14 protein-coding genes are annotated in these 17267 nt (G+C 57.0%); 4 read left to right on the top strand and 10 right to left on the bottom strand.

Annotated features, from left to right (window positions below; all coding sequences use genetic code 11):
* Nucleotides 1–34: 34 nt before the first annotated feature.
* Nucleotides 35–1738 (top strand): proline--tRNA ligase, encoded by a 1704-nt coding sequence (locus O9H85_RS20130; RefSeq protein WP_269883214.1) that lies wholly within the window; start codon nucleotides 35–37, stop codon nucleotides 1736–1738.
* A 912-nt stretch (nucleotides 1739–2650) separates the two neighbouring features.
* On the opposite strand, the gene O9H85_RS20125 is transcribed toward O9H85_RS20130, so the two are convergent.
* The 4 genes from O9H85_RS20125 to O9H85_RS20110 form a co-directional block, all read right to left on the bottom strand.
* Nucleotides 2651–3430, bottom strand: a complete 780-nt coding sequence (locus O9H85_RS20125; protein WP_269883213.1) for an APH(3') family aminoglycoside O-phosphotransferase — start codon at nucleotides 3428–3430, stop codon at nucleotides 2651–2653.
* A gap of 149 nt (nucleotides 3431–3579) precedes the next feature.
* The gene (locus O9H85_RS20120) at nucleotides 3580–4128 is read right to left on the bottom strand and encodes a DinB family protein (RefSeq protein WP_269883212.1); all 549 of its coding nucleotides are present in this window, start codon (nucleotides 4126–4128) and stop codon (nucleotides 3580–3582) included.
* Nucleotides 4129–4297: 169 nt separating this feature from the next.
* Nucleotides 4298–5626 carry a WD40/YVTN/BNR-like repeat-containing protein gene (locus O9H85_RS20115; protein WP_269883211.1) on the bottom strand — a complete coding sequence of 443 codons (1329 nt, stop codon included), beginning with the start codon at nucleotides 5624–5626 and terminating at the stop codon, nucleotides 4298–4300.
* A gap of 294 nt (nucleotides 5627–5920) precedes the next feature.
* Nucleotides 5921–6787 (bottom strand): helix-turn-helix transcriptional regulator, encoded by an 867-nt coding sequence (locus O9H85_RS20110; RefSeq protein WP_269883210.1) that lies wholly within the window; start codon nucleotides 6785–6787, stop codon nucleotides 5921–5923.
* Between the two features lie 123 nt (nucleotides 6788–6910).
* Between O9H85_RS20110 and fabF the strand changes: the two genes are divergently transcribed.
* Nucleotides 6911–8149 carry a beta-ketoacyl-ACP synthase II gene (fabF, locus tag O9H85_RS20105; RefSeq protein ID WP_269883209.1) on the top strand — a complete coding sequence of 413 codons (1239 nt, stop codon included), beginning with the start codon at nucleotides 6911–6913 and terminating at the stop codon, nucleotides 8147–8149.
* 67 nt (nucleotides 8150–8216) lie between these two features.
* On the opposite strand, the gene O9H85_RS20100 is transcribed toward fabF, so the two are convergent.
* From O9H85_RS20100 to O9H85_RS20085, 4 genes are read right to left on the bottom strand one after another with little or no spacing between them, the layout of a single operon-like run.
* Nucleotides 8217–10040: a hypothetical protein gene (locus O9H85_RS20100; protein WP_269883208.1), complete on the bottom strand. Its 1824-nt coding sequence runs from the start codon at nucleotides 10038–10040 to the stop codon at nucleotides 8217–8219.
* Entirely contained in the window at nucleotides 10037–11194 is a 1158-nt protein-coding gene (locus O9H85_RS20095; protein WP_269883207.1) for an ABC transporter permease, read from the bottom strand. The genes O9H85_RS20100 and O9H85_RS20095 overlap by 4 nt, the downstream gene beginning before the upstream one ends.
* Nucleotides 11175–12380 (bottom strand): HlyD family secretion protein, encoded by a 1206-nt coding sequence (locus tag O9H85_RS20090; RefSeq protein WP_269883206.1) that lies wholly within the window; start codon nucleotides 12378–12380, stop codon nucleotides 11175–11177. The genes O9H85_RS20095 and O9H85_RS20090 overlap by 20 nt, the downstream gene beginning before the upstream one ends.
* A gap of 31 nt (nucleotides 12381–12411) precedes the next feature.
* Nucleotides 12412–13020 carry a TetR/AcrR family transcriptional regulator gene (locus O9H85_RS20085; protein ID WP_269883205.1) on the bottom strand — a complete coding sequence of 203 codons (609 nt, stop codon included), beginning with the start codon at nucleotides 13018–13020 and terminating at the stop codon, nucleotides 12412–12414.
* A 309-nt stretch (nucleotides 13021–13329) separates the two neighbouring features.
* Between O9H85_RS20085 and O9H85_RS20080 the strand changes: the two genes are divergently transcribed.
* Nucleotides 13330–13464, top strand: a complete 135-nt coding sequence (locus O9H85_RS20080; protein WP_269883204.1) for a DUF4023 domain-containing protein — start codon at nucleotides 13330–13332, stop codon at nucleotides 13462–13464.
* 240 nt (nucleotides 13465–13704) lie between these two features.
* On the opposite strand, the gene O9H85_RS20075 is transcribed toward O9H85_RS20080, so the two are convergent.
* Both O9H85_RS20075 and O9H85_RS20070 read right to left on the bottom strand, forming a co-directional pair.
* The gene (locus O9H85_RS20075) at nucleotides 13705–14505 is read right to left on the bottom strand and encodes a polysaccharide deacetylase family protein (RefSeq protein ID WP_269883203.1); all 801 of its coding nucleotides are present in this window, start codon (nucleotides 14503–14505) and stop codon (nucleotides 13705–13707) included.
* 843 nt (nucleotides 14506–15348) lie between these two features.
* Nucleotides 15349–16122, bottom strand: coding sequence for a class I SAM-dependent methyltransferase (locus tag O9H85_RS20070; RefSeq protein WP_269883202.1), 774 nt, complete (start codon nucleotides 16120–16122; stop codon nucleotides 15349–15351).
* 234 nt (nucleotides 16123–16356) lie between these two features.
* Here O9H85_RS20070 and O9H85_RS20065 point away from each other — a divergent pair, with 234 nt between their 5' ends.
* Nucleotides 16357–17244: a helix-turn-helix transcriptional regulator gene (locus O9H85_RS20065; protein WP_269883201.1), complete on the top strand. Its 888-nt coding sequence runs from the start codon at nucleotides 16357–16359 to the stop codon at nucleotides 17242–17244.
* Nucleotides 17245–17267 lie beyond the last annotated feature (23 nt).

Raw genomic sequence — 17267 nt, 5'->3', positions numbered from 1 at the left:
GAAGGCGCGTTATTTTTTTAGGGGGGATAGGGCGATGAGACAACAGCATTTTTTGATGCCTACCTTAAGGGAGGTGCCGGCTGACGCGGAAACGGCCAGCCATCGGCTGCTCCTGAGAGGAGGGTATATTCGGCAGCTGGCCGCCGGCGTGTATACGTATTTGCCGCTCGGACAGCGGGTGCTTCGAAATTTGGAGCGCATCATCCGAGAGGAGATGGACGCAATCGGCGCCCAGGAGCTGCTCATGCCGGCCATGCAGCCGGCCCCTCTCTGGGAACAGTCCGGCCGCTACGCCGTGTACGGGCCCGAGCTGATCCGGCTCGAGGATCGGCACGGACGGGAATTCGCGCTTGGACCGACGCATGAAGAGGTCGTTACGGCGCTGATCAGGGATGAGATTCAATCGTACCGGAAGCTCCCGCTCTTGGTGTATCAGATCCAAACTAAATTCAGGGATGAGCGGCGTCCAAGGTTCGGCTTGCTGCGCGGCAGGGAGTTTCTGATGAAGGATGCCTATTCGTTCGCAGCGGATGAGGAGCAGCTGGATGCAATCTATGCATCGATGACCCAAGCGTATAACCGGATATTTACGCGCTGCGGTTTGCGTTTTCGCGCGGTGGAGGCGGACAGCGGATCGATCGGAGGCGAAGGCGGCTCGCATGAATTCATGGCGATCGCCGATATCGGCGAAGATCGGATCGTCACTTGTACGGACTGCGGATATGCGGCTAACGTGGAGCAAGCCGACACCGGGCTACCGCAACAAGAAAAGAGAGAGACGCCGGAGCCGGCGGCCGAGAAGTTCGCTACTCCCGGCATCCATACGATCGCGGAGCTGGAGCAAGCGCTTGGGGTATCATCCAAACAGCTGCTGAAGACGCTGATTTATGAGGCGGACGGGCGAGCGGTCGCCGTCTTGGTTCGAGGAGACCGGTCGGTAAACGAAATTCGGCTGCAGCGCATTCTTCATGCGGAGCAGATCGAGCTGGCAGACGCCGATACTGTGCTTCGTTTGACGGGCTGCCCCATCGGCTTTGTCGGACCGGCAGGCCTTCGCATGCCGCTGCTGGTGGACCGGGAGGCTGCAGCCGTGTCTTCGGCCATTGCGGGTTCCGGGGAAGCGGGATACCATTTGCGTCACGTCCAGCCGGGAAGAGATTTCCCGGTAGAGCATGTATACGACCTTCGTCTCGCCGCCGAAGGGGACCGTTGTCCGCGCTGTGAAGGCACGCTCCGCAGCAGCCGCGGCATCGAGGTAGGTCACGTCTTCAAGCTCGGAACCCGATACAGCGCTAAGCTCGGCGCCAGTTTTGCGGGGGCATCCGGGGAGCAGCGTCCTATGATCATGGGCTGCTACGGCATCGGCGTATCGAGACTGGTGTCGGTCATCGCGGAGCAGCGGCACGAGGAAACCGGACTACTCTGGCCGATGGCCGTTGCCCCTTTTCAAGTGCACGTCATTCCGGTCTCCGTGCAGGACGAAGAGCAGATGTTGGGAGCGGAGGCGTTGTACCGGAGACTGCGTGCCCAAGGAATCGAAGCGCTGCTTGACGACCGTCAGGAGCGGCCGGGAATGAAGTTCAAGGATGCCGATCTGATCGGCGCGCCGATACGGATTGTGTTCGGAAGGAAAGCCTCGGAAGGACTCGTGGAGTATAAGGAACGGCAGGAGGCCAACTCGCTGGAGGTCACGGTCGAGGAGGCTTATGAACGGATTGTTCGCTTGTGCCTTAACTAGAGCGACGTGAACTTTAGCCCCCTGTGCTGCGTATCCGCCGAGTTTAGTGAACCCAAGATCACTTGTACCGAATCTCGGCTCACTAGACTCCACGCTGCAGCTGGTATGCGCGCTGTAATGAACCTCCAGGTCATTTTGAGGAACCTGAGTTCACTAGTAGAGACCGGTGGTTCACTTCAGCCTCCTGTGCTGCGTATCCGCCGAGTATAGTGAACCCAAGATCACTTGTACTGAACCTCGGTTCGCTAGACTCCAGGCTGCGGCCGGTGTGCGCGGTGTAGTGAACCTCCAGGTCATTTAGGGGAACCGGGGTTCGCTTGTAGGGACCGGTGGTTCACTACAGCCCCCTGCGCTGAGTATCGGCCGAGCTTAGTGAACCTAAGATCACTTGTAGCGAACCTCGGTTCGCTAAACTCCAGCTGCGGCCGGTATGCGCCTGTAATGAACCTCCGGGTCATTTTTAGGAACTCGGGTTCGCTAGTAGGGACCGGTGGTTTACTACAGCCCCTTGCGCTGCGTATCGGCCGAGTTTAGTGAACCCAAGATCACTTGTACTGAACCTCGGTTCGCTAAACTCCGGGCTATGGCTCTGCACTGCGTAACGGCTAAGCTTAGTGAACCCAAGATCACTTGTACTGAACCTCGGTTCGCTAGACTCCAGGATGCACCCAGTTATGCGCGCTGTAGTAGTGAACCTCCGGGTCATTTTTAGGAACCCGGGTTCGCTAGTAGAGACCGGTGGTTCACTTCAGCCCCTCGTGTTGCGTAACTGCCGAGTTTAGTGAACCCAAGCTCACTTGTACTGAACCTCGGTTCGCTAAACTCCAGACTGCCCTGACAACCCCGCCAAAAACAGCAAAAGCACAGCGCCAACGATCCAATAGATGATACTCATCTCTGACACCTGCTTTTCTAGAAAAACTCATCCAGCAGCCGGTAATAGCTAAGCTTCGCTTCGTCGGCTTCCGTAATACCGTAAGCGGCCAGAAACGGCGCGACCCAAGCTCTGCCGAAATTGTATTCGATGCTGCGCGCCGCCAAGGCCAAATCCTGGTAACGGTCTGCTACGCCGCCGCGTCCCCAATCGATAAAACCGCTGACCTTGCCCTCTTGAATGATGATATTCGGCAAGCAGTAGTCCCCGTGGGTGAAGACCAGATCCTCATCAGCAGGCCTCTCTCTCATCAGATCGTCCATCAGCTCCGCGGCCTTGCGGCCTTGACGGCAGGCATCGAACTCCGCTTCATCTACCAGTGCGTGCGCCACCCGGTATGTCGCCTCCCTCAGCTTCACATCCAGTGTCCGGACAAAAGGACAACCCCCGGCCGGAACCGCGTGAATGGACTTTAACCCGGCAGCGAGCAGCCCCATAAGCTCAGGCAGCCGGTCCTGAAACGACGAGTCCGAGGCATTCGTTCCCTGGATTTCGGACATCAGCAAATACTCCCGGTTCCCATCAGACTCATAGGCAAGGACGGACGGAACCGCCAGCCGCCCTTGAAGCCAGCCGAGCCTTGCTTTCTCTTCCTCCAAGCTTTCCATTCCCGGCTTGGACTGCTTCTGCACCTTCAAGTACATTACGCCGGCAGAGGAGCGCAGCTTATACACATCGGCACCCGACATGCCAAGTGTAATCCTCTCCCAGCTGCAGCCCTCCAGCCGCGGGGCGAAAGAATCAGGAGCTTGTAACATTCGGCTATCCCATCTTCCTAATGTAATGTTCCAGCATGATACGCGAACTTAAACTTTCCTTATCGTTAAGAAAAATTCCTTATCGTAGCTCTTTTGAAGAAAATTCCCTCGTCCTGCCGGGCCATCGGGAAGCGCCGCAGCACCACTTTTTATTCCAAGCCAAGGTACCGCTCCAGCGCCTGCTTCTGGGCCAAATGATGGCGAAAGTGCATCACCGCTAATCGAAACCATTCCATCGCGCTCAACGCGCCCAGCCGCCCATGCGATACCGTCGTTCCCGCCTCAGGCTGCGCTTCGATCTGCGGGGCCAGCAGCATCGCTTCCTCGAGCACCGATTGCAGCCCGGCGTACAGCTCCACCTTCGTCTGCGGATTGGCGGGAGTATATTCCGGCGAAGCGGGGACCTTGATCTTGCGCGGGGGAAATCCACCAAGCTCGAATATTTCCTTGGCAACCGCGCTTTTCTCCACACCGGGATTGCTCTCCGTTTGACGAAGACAAGCTTTGACCGATTCAAAATACACGTGAAGCGCTGTCTGGATCAAGTGAACGTACATCTGACCAAGCGACCACTCTTCCTCGCTCGGTTTCTTCCGGATATCGCTGTCGCTGTAATGATCGAGGGACGTGTTGTAAATCGCAAGCAGATAATCCAGCTCCGAGAGGACGTCCTTGACTGTGATTCGGTTTTCATCCATTCCCATCCCATCCCATCACATCCATCCTGACTTTTCCTTAGTCTACCATAAGCCGGGGATGGAAGAAATCGTCAGAATAGGCCCAATCCCTGAAAAGATTCACTGTCCGCATCCTGGTCACCTCATGAAAAAAAGCCTGCACTCAGACAGGCTCCATCGTAAGCTTCCGTTATTTAACCGCAGGCACGCTGGTTTTCCATTGTTTCCCCGCGTCGGCCGTATACACGAGATAATCGCCTTTGGACGGATCGCTGACCCGCACCCAACCCTCCCGCTCGTTAAAAAATTGCAGCTGCTCAAAGCTCCACTCCTTGCCTTGCGGCACCTCACGCTCGAAGGTTTTCCCGCCGTCCCTGGTTACGGCAAGCCCACCGCCGATCGGTCCCGCTCCCGCGCTCAGCGGCACGAAGCCGGTCGTCTCCGATACGAACTGCAGGCCTCGCGTATAAGGCCGGCCTCCCCGCATCTCCGACAGCTTCGTCCATTGGGTGCCGCCATCGGTCGTTCCGTACAGGCTGGACTGCAAATTCTCCATATTCAGAATCATCATCCAGCCCTTGCTCGGATTAATGAAGGAAATACCTACGGTGCGTTGACCCGTCGAATCCTGCGGCGACCACTGCAGCTTCCAATGCGCTCCCCCATCCGACGTCTTCACGACGGCAATGGCGCAGCTCTGCCCGGCTTCCTGCTGGTCCGGCTTACAGCCTTTGCCCGCTCTTCCCATGACCCAGCCATGCTTCCCGTCCTTATCGAACGAAGCCTGCTCCGGAAGAAACGGACCGATGTGAAAGTTCAGCTCATTCCAGTGGCGTCCTCCGTCGCCCGTCATGAACATCCGTTCTACGGCAATGGCATAAGCCTGGCTTGGGTTTACGGCGAATACGCGGTCCTCGGTATACAATGAAATTTCCTTCACCTTTTGCTCCAGCTGCGTGCTCCAATTCCCGCCGCCGTCCTTCGTATAGGCAATCCGGAGTCTGGAGCATAGACGCTGCCCTTGCATTTCCTTGCAATCGCTTTTCCCGACGGACCAGCCCTGCTGCGCGTCCGCGAATCCGATTCCGCGGATGAGCCAGTCCTGAACCGATGCCTTGCTCCACGCATCTCCGCCGTCCGTCGTTTTCCACACAATAGAGCCCTTCGCCGTTTCTTCTACCGTCCACCCCTGCTTCACCAATATAAAGCTCATGTCCGCCAGCCTTGTCGGCTCTGCGGCCGGCGTCTCCGCCGTACCTACCGAAGACTTCGCCTTGTCGGATTCGGGCGCTTGTCCTGCCGCCGGCGCTCCCGGCTTGCCTGCATCCTGACCGGCCTGCCCATCTCCCGGAGCCGGGCTGACCGCAGCCGGAGGGGCTCCTGCGGGCGATCCGGAGGGCGGAGCACCTGCCTGCTGCGTAGCCGACGTACCGCATGCTGCCAACATCAACACGCTGTATAGCACGGAAGCCAAGAAACCGTAACGCTTCCCGGCGGATGCTTTTCCATTCCATTGCATGCTGCTCTTTCCCCTTTCTTTGCTGCGTTTACTTCATTAGACGTACCCGGGCGGCAAAAGGTTGAGCCCATTCTCATCCCGCCTGTCCATAGTATTCCAAAGCGGGGATGAATCATTAACCGATTTCCAGCCTCTTCAAACAAGCCTGCCCAGGATAAACGGCTACGCCGTCCTTATTTACCAAGGTTGATGCGAAGCTATAAGTTACGAAAAACTCATAAATTCTTATCAACCAAGCAAAAAGCAGCCGGGTACCGTTCCCGGCTCCAGGCTGCTTAACTCCTTCAGTGAAGCTTAGGGTTCTTCCGGCTTCCCTTCATGGGCCCGCTGCTCCATCAATTGCCGCAGCTTGTGCTCGGTAGAAGAATCCGGAGCCGGCGTGTAGATGCTGCAGCGTAAATCCGTGTTGCCCTGAACCTGCAGGGAGGTCAGCTGGAACAGCATTTTGCCTGCCTTCGCATGACGGAATTCGATGAGCACCTCCGGGGCGGAGCTGACCTTGCTCTCCTCCCACAGCCGGTGGAAATCCGGATGCGCCGCCTTCATCTCCTCCAGGAAACGCTCGTACCACTCATCCTCAACGTATTGTCCGTAATAAGCGCGGAAGATAGCAAGGAAGCCGCTGGCGAAATGCTCCCAGTTGACCGCCAGTCGTTGCAGCTCTTTGCGAGTAAATAACAATCGGATCATGTTCCGCTGCTCCTCCGGTATCTCGTCGAAATTCAAGAAGACATGGGAAGCGGCCTGATTCCACCCGACAATCCGGCAACGCCGGTCCGAAATGATGGTAGGACAAGCCCTCAGCTCCTGCAAAATGGTCCGCAACGACGGGCTGATCTCGGGAAGCTCTTCCCTTAACGGACTGGCCCCCGATCCGGTCTCGATCGCCAAGGAAAACAGATACTTCCGTTCGTCGATGTTCAGCTGCAGAGCGGAAGCTACGCAATCCAGCACCGATGCCGATACCTTAATGTCTCTTCCTTGCTCCAGCCACGTATACCATGTCGAACTGACGCCGGCCAGCTGGGCGACCTCCTCCCGTCTTAACCCGGGAGTTCTTCGGCGCGTTCCCGCAGGAAGTCCGACGGACTGGGGAAGGATTTTCGCCCGGCGGGCTTTTAAAAAGGCGGACAAGGCCTGCAATCTCGCTTGATGATTCATGGCTTTCACCTCGTGCTTCGTTATCAAGGTATTCCTTATACTAGTATAAACTGTAACTTGTAATAGGATAACATAAGTGACAAAATTCTTATATAGATCCGAAACAGAGGAGGCGTTCCCGAGATGGAACGAATTGTGATTACCGGTATGGGCGTTATTTCACCGCTAGGCAACGATACGGAAGCCTTCTGGACTCGGTTAACCCGAGGCGAATCGGGCATCTCCTTCATTGACACGTTCGATACATCCCGACATAAGACGAAGATCGCGGGAATCGTGCGCGATTTCGACGCCGACGGTTACTTCGGCCGCAAGGAAGCCCGGCGCATGGACCGGTTCTGCCAGTTTGCCGCAGCGGCGGCGGATCAAGCGCTCTCCGATTCGGGGCTGCAACTGGGGAGCGAGGATCTTGAGCGCGTAGGCGTGTATGTAGGCTCCGGCATCGGCGGGATCCAAACGCTGCTGGACCAGCATCAAGTGCTGCTGGAACGGGGCCCCGAACGGGTCAGCCCGACGCTCGTGCCCATGATGATCTCGAATATGGCGGCGGCAGCCATCAGCATACGGCTTGGCGCGCTAGGTCCGTCTCTTTCACCGGTGACGGCTTGCTCCATAGGCAATACCGCCATTGGGGAAGCTTTCCGCTGCATCCGGTCGGGCGGCGCCGACGTGATCTTCGCGGGCGGGGCGGAGGCCGCCATTACGGACATTTCGCTTGCCAGCTTCGGCAATGCGACAGCGTTATCCAAACGCAACGATGCGCCGGAGCGCGCAAGCCGGCCGTTCGACGCGGACAGAGACGGCTTCGTGATGGCCGAGGGCGCCGGGATTGTGGTGCTGGAGTCGCTCTCCCACGCGCTGAAAAGGAATGCCCGCATCTATGCGGAGGTTATCGGTTACGGAGCCAGCTCGGACGCTTATCATATGGTTGCGACGCACCCTGAGGGCATCGGGGCTTATCAAGCGATGCGGGCTGCGCTGCGGGAGGCCGGCGTACGGCCGGAGGACGTCGATGTCATCAGCGCCCATGCGACCAGCACGGAGCTCGGGGACCGCTCCGAGATGCTGGCAATCAAGAAGCTGTTCGGAGAACACGCGTACCGCGTTCCCGTGACCGCGAATAAATCGATGACCGGCCATATGCTTGGCGCAGCGGGCGGCGTGGAAGCGATCGCCTTGGCGAAAAGCCTGCAGGAGGGCCTCATTCCTCCGACAATTAACCAAGAGCGGTCCGATCCCGACTGCGACCTGGACTACGTGCCGAATATAGCGCGCCGTGCACAGCTGACCGTCGGCCTGTCGAATTCCTTCGGCTTCGGAGGACATAATGCGGTCATCGTATTGAAGCGTTACACACCTTAAATAAAGCCTTCAACGTACGAAGATCCCGCCGCTCAAGACCGAGCTGCGGGATCTTCGTTTCTTCGGCTTACTGCTGAAGCACGCCGACCAAACGCTTCGCATCGCCGTTAGACGTTGCGATCGTTTCGTATATATTGATCGTTAGCGGATATTCCTGCTCATCGGTGCGCAGGTTATCGAACTGAATGTACTGCGTGCCGCTGATGAGCCGGTTGACCCCGGTGAACGGCAGGTCCTTGTAGCCGATCATTTTACCGGCCTGGTCGACCAGCTCGATGTGCATCTTGGAGAAATTCTGGTCGACAATGACCGAATCGTCGCGCACGATGTCCATCGACAGACGGAGACGGTACGTGTAGGTTACCGGTCCTGGAGCCAGCGCCGACGGCAGGATGGAGCGGGCCATCATGCTCCAGCTGTTCAGCTTCACGGCGAACGGATAGAACGTCATATTCTGATCGTTCGGCGCCGTTTCCTGGAAGGCCATCTTGTAAGCTCCGATCGGGCTGCCCGGAGCGCCCGACGCCGTTTTCGGCTCGGCGAACTTGAGTACCACTCTCTCATCCTTGGCTTCCTTCGGCATATTGAACGCATAGCTGACCACATAGGAGGTTTGAGGCATGATCTCGGACGCCGTCTGATTCTGGCGCGTACCGTTATATTGAAGTCCGCTCGCGGTCAGCAGCTTCAGCTGGAGCGCGGGGATCGGCACCGGCTGGTCTCCGCCGTTCGTCAGCTTCAGCTTGGCGATGACCGTCTTGAAGCCTTCCCCCTCGTTCTCATGACGGTGCAGCTCCGCAAGCGATACCGTAAGACTCGGGTCGATGGCGTCCGACATGCCGTCGAACGCAAGCGGCGTACCCGGTTCCGCTTCCGGAGCGGCGGCATATTCGGCGGCCGCTCCAGAGGCTCCGGCCAGCTTCACCTGGAACCTTCCGACCGCATAAGGAATGACGGTCAGCTGGCCTTTGGCGTCCAGCTGGCGGAACGATTCGGGACTAAGCACGTTGAATGCCGTCAGCACGGTATCTTTATCAGTAGGAATCGCGTACTGGATATATTTTTTCTCCTTCGGCTCCAGCACGATCGGCCCGGCTTCCACCCTTTTGCCGGGATAGACCTTCTTCTCCGTCTCTTTGGCGTTCTCGGCCTTCCCGTCGACCGCGAGCTCCGGCAGCGTTTCCTTCGAATCCGACGGATTCTCGGCGAGCAGCTTTACCGTCGTTACGGGCCCTTGAGCCGTGTTGTCCCTGCTCGCGGAAACCGAGGTGTAGACGATCGGGGAATCGACGACCGCCGGCAGCACGAAGCTGTCGCCCCACGACTTGACGGCCGCGGAATCCGCCAGGCCCGACAGCGGCCCGTTCCAGCTTAGTCCCGCTACCGGTACGGACAGCTGCACCGTCTCCTGCTTCGGATAGCTGTACCAATCCACGCTGTACCAGACGAGGTCGGTCAATTCCACCCGGTCCGCGCCGTCCAGCGAGACGTAGTAGTTCAGCTCCTCCGCCGTATTCGGGCGAATCGCATGCGCGTTCAGCACGCTGGCCTGCAGCGTAACCTCCTGCCCGTCCGCCAGACGCGCGCGGAGCTCCAGATCCGGAATCTTGACCGTTTTCTTGTCGCCGCTTGTCAGCCGGACGACGGCTCCGATCCGCGTACCCTCGCTAGTGGTTTCGTTCAAGAGGCTCTTCACCTGTACTTTAAGCTTATCGTTCAGCGCATACGACTCCGCGGGCGCCGGCTTCAATACGGCGGAATCCGCCGCACCGGCTGCGCGGACGATGCCCGGCGCCGGTACGGCTGCGAGCAGCGAGGCGGTCAAGGCTGCTGCCAGCGCCGCTCTCCCCCATGGCAGCCCGTTGTTATGTGTTCTCCGGTTTCTCTTCATGCTGTGATCTCTCCCATCTTCGTACTGGAAACCGCAGCTCTGCGGTTTTCCCAGAGCATGAGTCCGCCCACCGCCAGCGATAACACGCCGATCATGAGGACGAACACGCCTAATTCACTCATAAATGCCTCCAGCCTGCCGCCGCGGAACCCCATCCCGCGGATGAATTTGAACAACCAGGTCAGCGGCAGCACATGACTAACCGCTTGAATCGGCCCGGGGAAAATCATCGTGGTTACCTGAACGCCGGACAGCATGAACGAAGGGTATACGATCGCATACGTCCGCAGTGCGACCTTGGAAGGGTCGACCGCCGTCCAGCCCACCGCCATGCCGGTCAGCGTAACGGTCAGCGTATAGAGCAGGAGTGGTACGGCGAAGCCAAGCGGGCTTCCAGCAAAACGCAGGCCGCCGAGCTGCTTCAGCAGGCCGAAGGCAAGCATCAGGCTGCAGGCCGAAATGACGGCGTAGGGTACGACCCGCAGCCACATCCCGAGCGGCGAGCGCAGCGCTTCCTGCAGCTGCCCTTCGACTCGCAGCCGAGGCACGATCGAAGCCGAGGCGATCGCCGTAATCCCCAGCGCCACGACATTGACGAAGCCGATGACCATGAACCCAATGAAATCCGACGTCGGGTTGAACAAGAGCCGCTGCTGGAGCGAGAGCGGCGCCGCAATGCCCATGGCCGCCTCGTCGCTCATGCCCATCACCTTCAGCTTGCCGACCGAGAGCGACGTATTCTCGATCGTGATCAGCTCCTGCATGCCGCTTCGGATGTTGCCGATGGCCGAGGGCATCGAGTTATCGATCATGAGACCGATATTGATCGACTTTCCCTGGTACCGCATTTGCTCCATCCCGCGGGGCAGATACAGCACCGCCATATATTTCTCGTTGGCCAGCAGCGTCTCCGGCGGAACCGCCTCGTTGAACACGGCTTTCACGTCCATGTACTGCGACGCGTTCACTTTATCGATAAATTGGCGGCTGTACAGACTGTTGTCCTCATCCACTACCGCGATGGGCGCCTCATTGATTTGCCCGCTGCGGAACATGTACCCGAACAGCGCCGCCACAATCAGCGGGGCAATCAGGATCGCCCCCACGAACTTAGGGGATAAAGCCACCTTCAGCTCACTTAGCAGCGACTTCATCGACATGCACCTCCGCAGTCATTCCCGGCAGCAGCTTGTCGGTCTTATCGACGTACACCCGAATCTGGAACGTGTTCAGATCGGCGGTTCCCTTCTCCCGGCTCATCCGGAGCGCGGCGAACTGCGGCGCAGCCGTCACGAATTGAATGCGTCCCTCCACCTGATCCGGCAGCGCGGCAAAATGCGTCGGCACCGTGCCGTTCACCTTAAACTTGCTTACCTGGCGTTCGTCGACGTACAGATCGTAGTACAGCTTGCCGGTTTCTAGCACGATGACCGGCGCGCCGGAGCCGACGTTCTCTCCCGCCTTCGGAATGACCTTCGCGACCTTGCCGTCGGCGGGCGCCCGCAGCGTCAGACGATCCTTCTGGATCTGGAGAGACTGCAGAAGAATGTTTTGCTGCTCCAGCTGCTTGTTCAGCGCATCGATCCCGATCTTCTGGTTGTCGATATCGCCTTGGGCGAGCTGCTGCTGCTCTACCGCCGCCGCCGCCCGGTCCGTCTGCAGAGCGGCCTGCTTGCGTTCCTTGTCGGTCGCGCCGCTCAGCATTTTGTCCAGTGCCGCCTGCTGCTGGTCTCTGGCGTTCTGAAGCGCCGCCACCTGACTGCGGGCATTTTCCACCGCGTCTCGGTGATCCTTGTACGAGTAAGGGTTCTTATCATATGTCTCTTCCGTATTCAGCAGCTGATTGTACAGCTTCAGCGCGTGCGTATAAGCCTCCTCGGCTCCCGCCACCGCCAGCTTTTGCCGCTGGATGTCCTCCTGCCGGGCGCCCTCCGCTACCTGCGCCGCCTGCGTCTCCGCCTGCGACAAGCCGAGCTCCGCCTGCTTCACGGCGTTGTCCAGCTTGCTTTGCGCCACCTGCACGGCGTCTTCGGCCTGCTTGATTTTGAGCGAAGTCACTTCGATGTCCGCCTGGGCTTTCTTCAGCTGCAGGTCCAGATCCGTCGGATCCAGCGTCATCAGCACGTCGCCCTTCTTCACCGGCTGCTCCTCCCGGACAGGCAGATCGATCACTTTGCCCGCCACGCCCTGGAACGATACATTGACCTGCTCCGCCGTCAGAATGCTTCCTTTATTCCCCGCCGCCAGCGTCACCGCGTCCTTGCCGTCCGCCGCCAGCATCCATCCCCCGCTGCCGACCGCCGCCGCCAGCACCAGCACTGCAATCAACTGTTTTTTCATCTTTCTCCAGCCCCTATCTCCCGCGCTCTCTCTACGCCTTGCACTTCAATCCGTTGAAAATAAACTGCATCGTAAACTCCGCCACTTTTGCCGCTTCTTCCTGTCCTCCCACTTCCCCCTCCGACCCGAAGACGGGATCGAGGAACGAGCTGCTCCGCGAGAACACGAGCGTCCCCACTACAAAATGCATCGTATGCCGCAGCGAGCCATACTCTAATTGGCCCAGCCGCTTGCCGGCCTCTAGAATCAGGCGCAGCTGCTTCCACAGTGAGAAGACGACGGTCTGCACCTTCTCGAGCCTCGGGCTCTGCATCATAATTTCCTGCTGCAGCATGTTGATCAGCTCCGGCTCCGCGAGCCGGAATGCCACGAACTCGCCGACGAATTCGCGCAGCGCTGCCGCCGGATCGCCGAGATCGTATTCCTTATGCAGGAAGTCCGGCTGGAACGTCTCGAACAGCGCATAGAATACGTTCTCCTTCCCTCCGAAGTGGTAGGATACGAGCGCCAGCGCTACGCCCGCTTCGTCGCAGATTTGCCGCACCGTCGTCCCTTCGAACCCTTGCCTTGCAAACAGCTTCTTCGCCGCATCCAATATTTTCAGCTTCACATCTTTATCCTTGGCCGCGTCCGTTTTCATATGCGCCTCCTTGATCGTCCTCTAACGGGGACCGGTAAGGCCGGATTCCCCGGGCTTTGCTTGAACATACGTTTTGAACGTTTGTTTTGAACATATGTTCAAATTACCTCTGATTGGTATTTTACCACCGGTTAAAATGCCCTGTCAATCCTCTTTTCGCCAATTTGCCTGGATCGGCCGTCAGGTGAGCCCGTGTACGCTTGTCCGTTGTTCGCACGCATGGCGGGTTTATGAACATAAATAATAACCGGAGACGCCGGGTATACTACGATTCGATTTGCGAAGCCGAGGGAGAAAGGAGGAAGCCTCATGGACCGCAATCTTACCGGCGACACGGAAGCCTACGTGGGCAAGCTGCACGATACGCAGGAGAAGGACGAGAAAAACCGCCGTACGCAGGGCCGCAAGCGTCCCGGACGCAGTCTTCCGAACAACAAGCATTAAAAGGGTATAACGACAGAGGCCCCTCCTCCATCCGGAAGAGGGGCCGTTCGTACGGCTAAAACATACAACAGGTCCACCGACAGCGGATGCAAGCACCTCCGACCGATCGACATGAATAAACGCATTTTCGTTGGTTGTAGAGCTAGTATTTCCCGCATCTTTCATCCGCAGTCCTATTTCGGCTCCATGCCTTGCGCCAAAAGAAAACGCCTGCCTCTTCCGAGACAGACGCCGCTTTCCTCACCCTATACGAACAACGGACCCTCCGGGAATTTCCACCGGCACTCCTTCCGCGCTGACCCATACAGCCATTGCGGATGGGTTGTGCACGAGCCGGCCCGACACCGAGAACCGGAGCCGGTCCAGCACCCGGCGGTATGCTGTAATCTCCGCATTCGTCGCATACCAGATGTCGTCCCGGCCGCCGACGATCCGGCCGAACTGCTCCACCAGCTCCCAATTCCCATCGTTCTCGAACTCGTAGCTGTGGCCCCAAACATACAGCAAAGCCATGCGCGTATGCCGCTGTTCCAGTGCGAGGAACCGTTCGCCGTGCTCCACCATCATCTTATGATGGCAGGTCGGGTCCCACAGCAGGAAATTTCCCGGCATGTCGAATTTGCCTGTGCTCTTGACCGTTCGCGCATATTCGATGCCAAGCGACGGGAGCATGCCGGCCACCGCTTCGTTCCATGTCCCGTAAGGATAGCTCATGCCCCGGACGGGATACCCGGCCAGCGACTCCAGCGCTTCCCGGTCCTCCATAATTTCCATGACCACCCGGTCCGGCGGCGACTGCTCCAGGAACGGATGCGCCACCGTATGAGCGGAAATTTCATGTCCCTCGAATAGCGATGCGATCTCGCCCGCCTCCAGATAATCCTTCTTCCCGAGGTTGCCAGAATTCAAATGAAACGTTCCGCGCAGCCCATACTCGTTGAACAAACCGACCAGCCGCCGGTCGTGCACCCTGCCGTCATCGAAGCTTAATGTAACCGCTTTGCTTAATCCCCCCGGAAACCGGTCGTACCGTATTCTCACCCTCGTTCCTCCTCCATTTCCCTTTTGGAAAAGTATACCATACATCCGCCGCACCAGGATAAACGGCTACGCCGTCCTTGTCTTACAAGGACCAGCGCGTTTATCAAGGTTGATGCGAAGCTATAAGTTGTGAAAACTTATAAATTCTTATCAACTGAAAAACCCCTTCCGAGACCGCATCTCTCGAACGGACTTTCGAGGTTTAGGTTATTCGGCTCTAAACCGGAGAGCAGACTCCGGAAACCGCCATGCTGCTGCGGCAGCGCGATGCAGGCGAACATCAGCTCATCCCCGCCGTACACCTCGATTCATGAGGCCGGGAGTCATCTTTTTTACGCACGAAAATAGGGATTCTGCTTATCCGATCATAACCAGAATCCCTATCGTTCCATTGCTTCGTTATTCAATTGTATAATGACACTCCATTCAAACAACTTGCGTTGCGCGTAAATTTTTCTTTGCACGTTGCGTGCCGCGGCTATCCTGGCCGCTTCAATCATTCAATATGCCGGGTCCCCGCATGCCTCATAAAAGGAGCAGCTCCTTTCTCATAAATTCAGGCATGCTTCGCTAACCTACTTCATTGGACTATCCCCTTCCTGAAATGGATTATATATCATCTTCCCGTGAGGGAAGGTGATAACGTCAGGGTGGAATTCGGTCTTGCGGTGATGGTCCGTTTCAGTTAAGCATCGTTTAGCTTGTCTTCATAATAAATTAATATATGATTTTTGTAAATATTCAGAATATTTAATTAATTGTGTTTTTGCCTACATTTTCCACATCATTCTCTCTTTTTCTAGCTTATTCGTTCTTTTTGGACGATGTTTGCGGATTGACTCTTTAGCCGACTTTTCTCGCCTTCAGCATCATGTAATCCCCTTGAAAGCCGATTAATCGTCCCGCCTCTACCGTCACGCCGAGCCGCCGCTTCATCTCTTCGGACTGTCCGAGAATCAGGGCTTCGAGCGATCGCCGCTCCGTATCCGGCAGGCTCATTCTCGCGCACCAGGGCTTAAACAGGAAGGTCTTCCTCGATTGGATAAGCTGCTCCAGCCGCAGTCCTGCATTCTCCGTCATCCGGATCCACTCCGTCTTCTTCCATGCCCGGGCATGGCTCGGATCCCGCAGCTTCTCCACTTCGTTATACAGTCGGTCCATCTCATCCGCCTCAGGTGCGATGTTATCGAGGAGCAGGAAACAGCCGTCCGGAGCCAGCACCCGCGCCGCTTCCTTCACGAACGATGCCGGGTCGGGAAAATGATGCGCCGCAATCCTGCAGGCAACCAGCTCGAACGACGCCTCTCCGAACGGCATCCGCTCCGCATCCCCAGGCACAAAGCGAACACCGGGATAGCCTTTGTCCTGAAGAAACTTCCGGGCCGTCTCCAGCATTTGCGGCGTAAGGTCGAAAGCCGTGAGCTCTGCCACCCACGGAGCGAGCGTCAATGCCGCATGTCCGCTGCCCGTTGCGATATCGAGCGCTCGCGTGGCCTGCTCTGTCTTGGCCCACTCCGACAGCAGCAGGAGATCCTCCCCTTCGGCATGATGCGTGCTGCCGACGTAATTATGTGCATTCTTGCCGAATTGGAGCTTGACCTGTTCCTTTAAATCCATACGATTCCCTCCGCTTTCATTCGGTTTCATTAAACGAAACTATATTTCATTTAACGAGATAATCATATATTAATTCAAACATAAGCTCCTGTAAAGTATCATTTGCCAGCCTCACCGGAACGCAATAATAGCGCTTTCACACGACCATGTGTAATGTTATAATTACAAAAATGCCAGCTCTTTCCTATTGAAGTTCCCATTCGTTTATTTCATCACTTGCAAGGGAGCGCCAACATGCAGGATATTACGGGTCCCAAATATCATATAGATTTTGAATCTCGCGGCGAAGTATTTTCAATTCAATATCTGCATCGCATAGGGAACATCCGCATGCCGCGTCCCCATGCTCATCCCTATTATGAGATATTTTATCTGCTGCAGGGAGAACGCGTTTATTTTATTGACGACCGAATCTATACCGCGCAGCGCGGCGATATGATCGTCATTCATCCGAACGAGCTTCATTCCACCGCAAGCTCCGATGTGCTTCAATATGAACGCATTCTGATTTATTTCTCGGAGGAGTTTCTTACGGAGGGCGGGATCAAGCTGCAGCTTCCCGTGCTTCCCTTCGAGCCTGGTGGCTTTCATCGAATCAAATTTTCATTGAAGGAGCAGCCTGTCGTGGAGAAGCTGCTTCGGGACATGATCCTGGAATGCGGGGAGAAACAGGCCGGCTACTTGTCCTATGTGCAGACGCTGCTTCAGCAGGTGCTGATCCGTGCGTTCCGCAGCATCCGGCAGAACGCTCAAGAACCGGCCGGGTACGCTCATCCCATGCATGAGAAAATTTCCGAAATCGCGTCGTACATGAACCGTCATTTCGAACAGGATCTGACACTGGAGCAGGTCGCCAAGGCATTTTTCATCAGTCCGTCTTATTTAAGCCGCATTTTCACCCGGTTGACCGGATTTCATTTTCGCGAGTATCTTCAGGTTATCCGGATACGGGAGGCGCAGCGCTTTTTGAAAGAAACGGATGAGAAAATTCAGACGATTGCCGGGAACGTCGGCTTTGGACATATCGCTCATTTTAACAAAACGTTCAAAAAAATGACCGGCGATTCTCCTCTCAGGTACCGGAAGCGAAACCGGATGGCGGAACCCGCGGCACAAGGCTAAGAAACGAAATCAGCCGCCCCTGA

The organism is Paenibacillus gyeongsangnamensis, assembly GCF_027533625.1.
Lineage (GTDB): Bacteria > Bacillota > Bacilli > Paenibacillales > NBRC-103111 > Paenibacillus_G > Paenibacillus_G gyeongsangnamensis.
Note: the sequence above shows the minus strand (reverse complement) of the source record. Positions and strands in the feature narration are given on the sequence as shown.

Bases quoted from the DNA above. Each gene is read 5' to 3' on its own strand.
- O9H85_RS20130 (WP_269883214.1), top strand. From the start codon at position 35: ATGAGACAACAGCATTTTTTGATGCCTACCTTAAGGGAGGTGCCGGCT.
- O9H85_RS20125 (WP_269883213.1), bottom strand. From the start codon at position 3,430: ATGTTACAAGCTCCTGATTCTTTCGCCCCGCGGCTGGAGGGCTGCAGC.
- O9H85_RS20120 (WP_269883212.1), bottom strand. From the start codon at position 4,128: ATGGATGAAAACCGAATCACAGTCAAGGACGTCCTCTCGGAGCTGGAT.
- O9H85_RS20115 (WP_269883211.1), bottom strand. From the start codon at position 5,626: ATGCAATGGAATGGAAAAGCATCCGCCGGGAAGCGTTACGGTTTCTTG.
- O9H85_RS20110 (WP_269883210.1), bottom strand. From the start codon at position 6,787: ATGAATCATCAAGCGAGATTGCAGGCCTTGTCCGCCTTTTTAAAAGCC.
- fabF (WP_269883209.1), top strand. From the start codon at position 6,911: ATGGAACGAATTGTGATTACCGGTATGGGCGTTATTTCACCGCTAGGC.
- O9H85_RS20100 (WP_269883208.1), bottom strand. From the start codon at position 10,040: ATGAAGAGAAACCGGAGAACACATAACAACGGGCTGCCATGGGGGAGA.
- O9H85_RS20095 (WP_269883207.1), bottom strand. From the start codon at position 11,194: ATGAAGTCGCTGCTAAGTGAGCTGAAGGTGGCTTTATCCCCTAAGTTC.
- O9H85_RS20090 (WP_269883206.1), bottom strand. From the start codon at position 12,380: ATGAAAAAACAGTTGATTGCAGTGCTGGTGCTGGCGGCGGCGGTCGGC.
- O9H85_RS20085 (WP_269883205.1), bottom strand. From the start codon at position 13,020: ATGAAAACGGACGCGGCCAAGGATAAAGATGTGAAGCTGAAAATATTG.
- O9H85_RS20080 (WP_269883204.1), top strand. From the start codon at position 13,330: ATGGACCGCAATCTTACCGGCGACACGGAAGCCTACGTGGGCAAGCTG.
- O9H85_RS20070 (WP_269883202.1), bottom strand. From the start codon at position 16,122: ATGGATTTAAAGGAACAGGTCAAGCTCCAATTCGGCAAGAATGCACAT.
- O9H85_RS20065 (WP_269883201.1), top strand. From the start codon at position 16,357: ATGCAGGATATTACGGGTCCCAAATATCATATAGATTTTGAATCTCGC.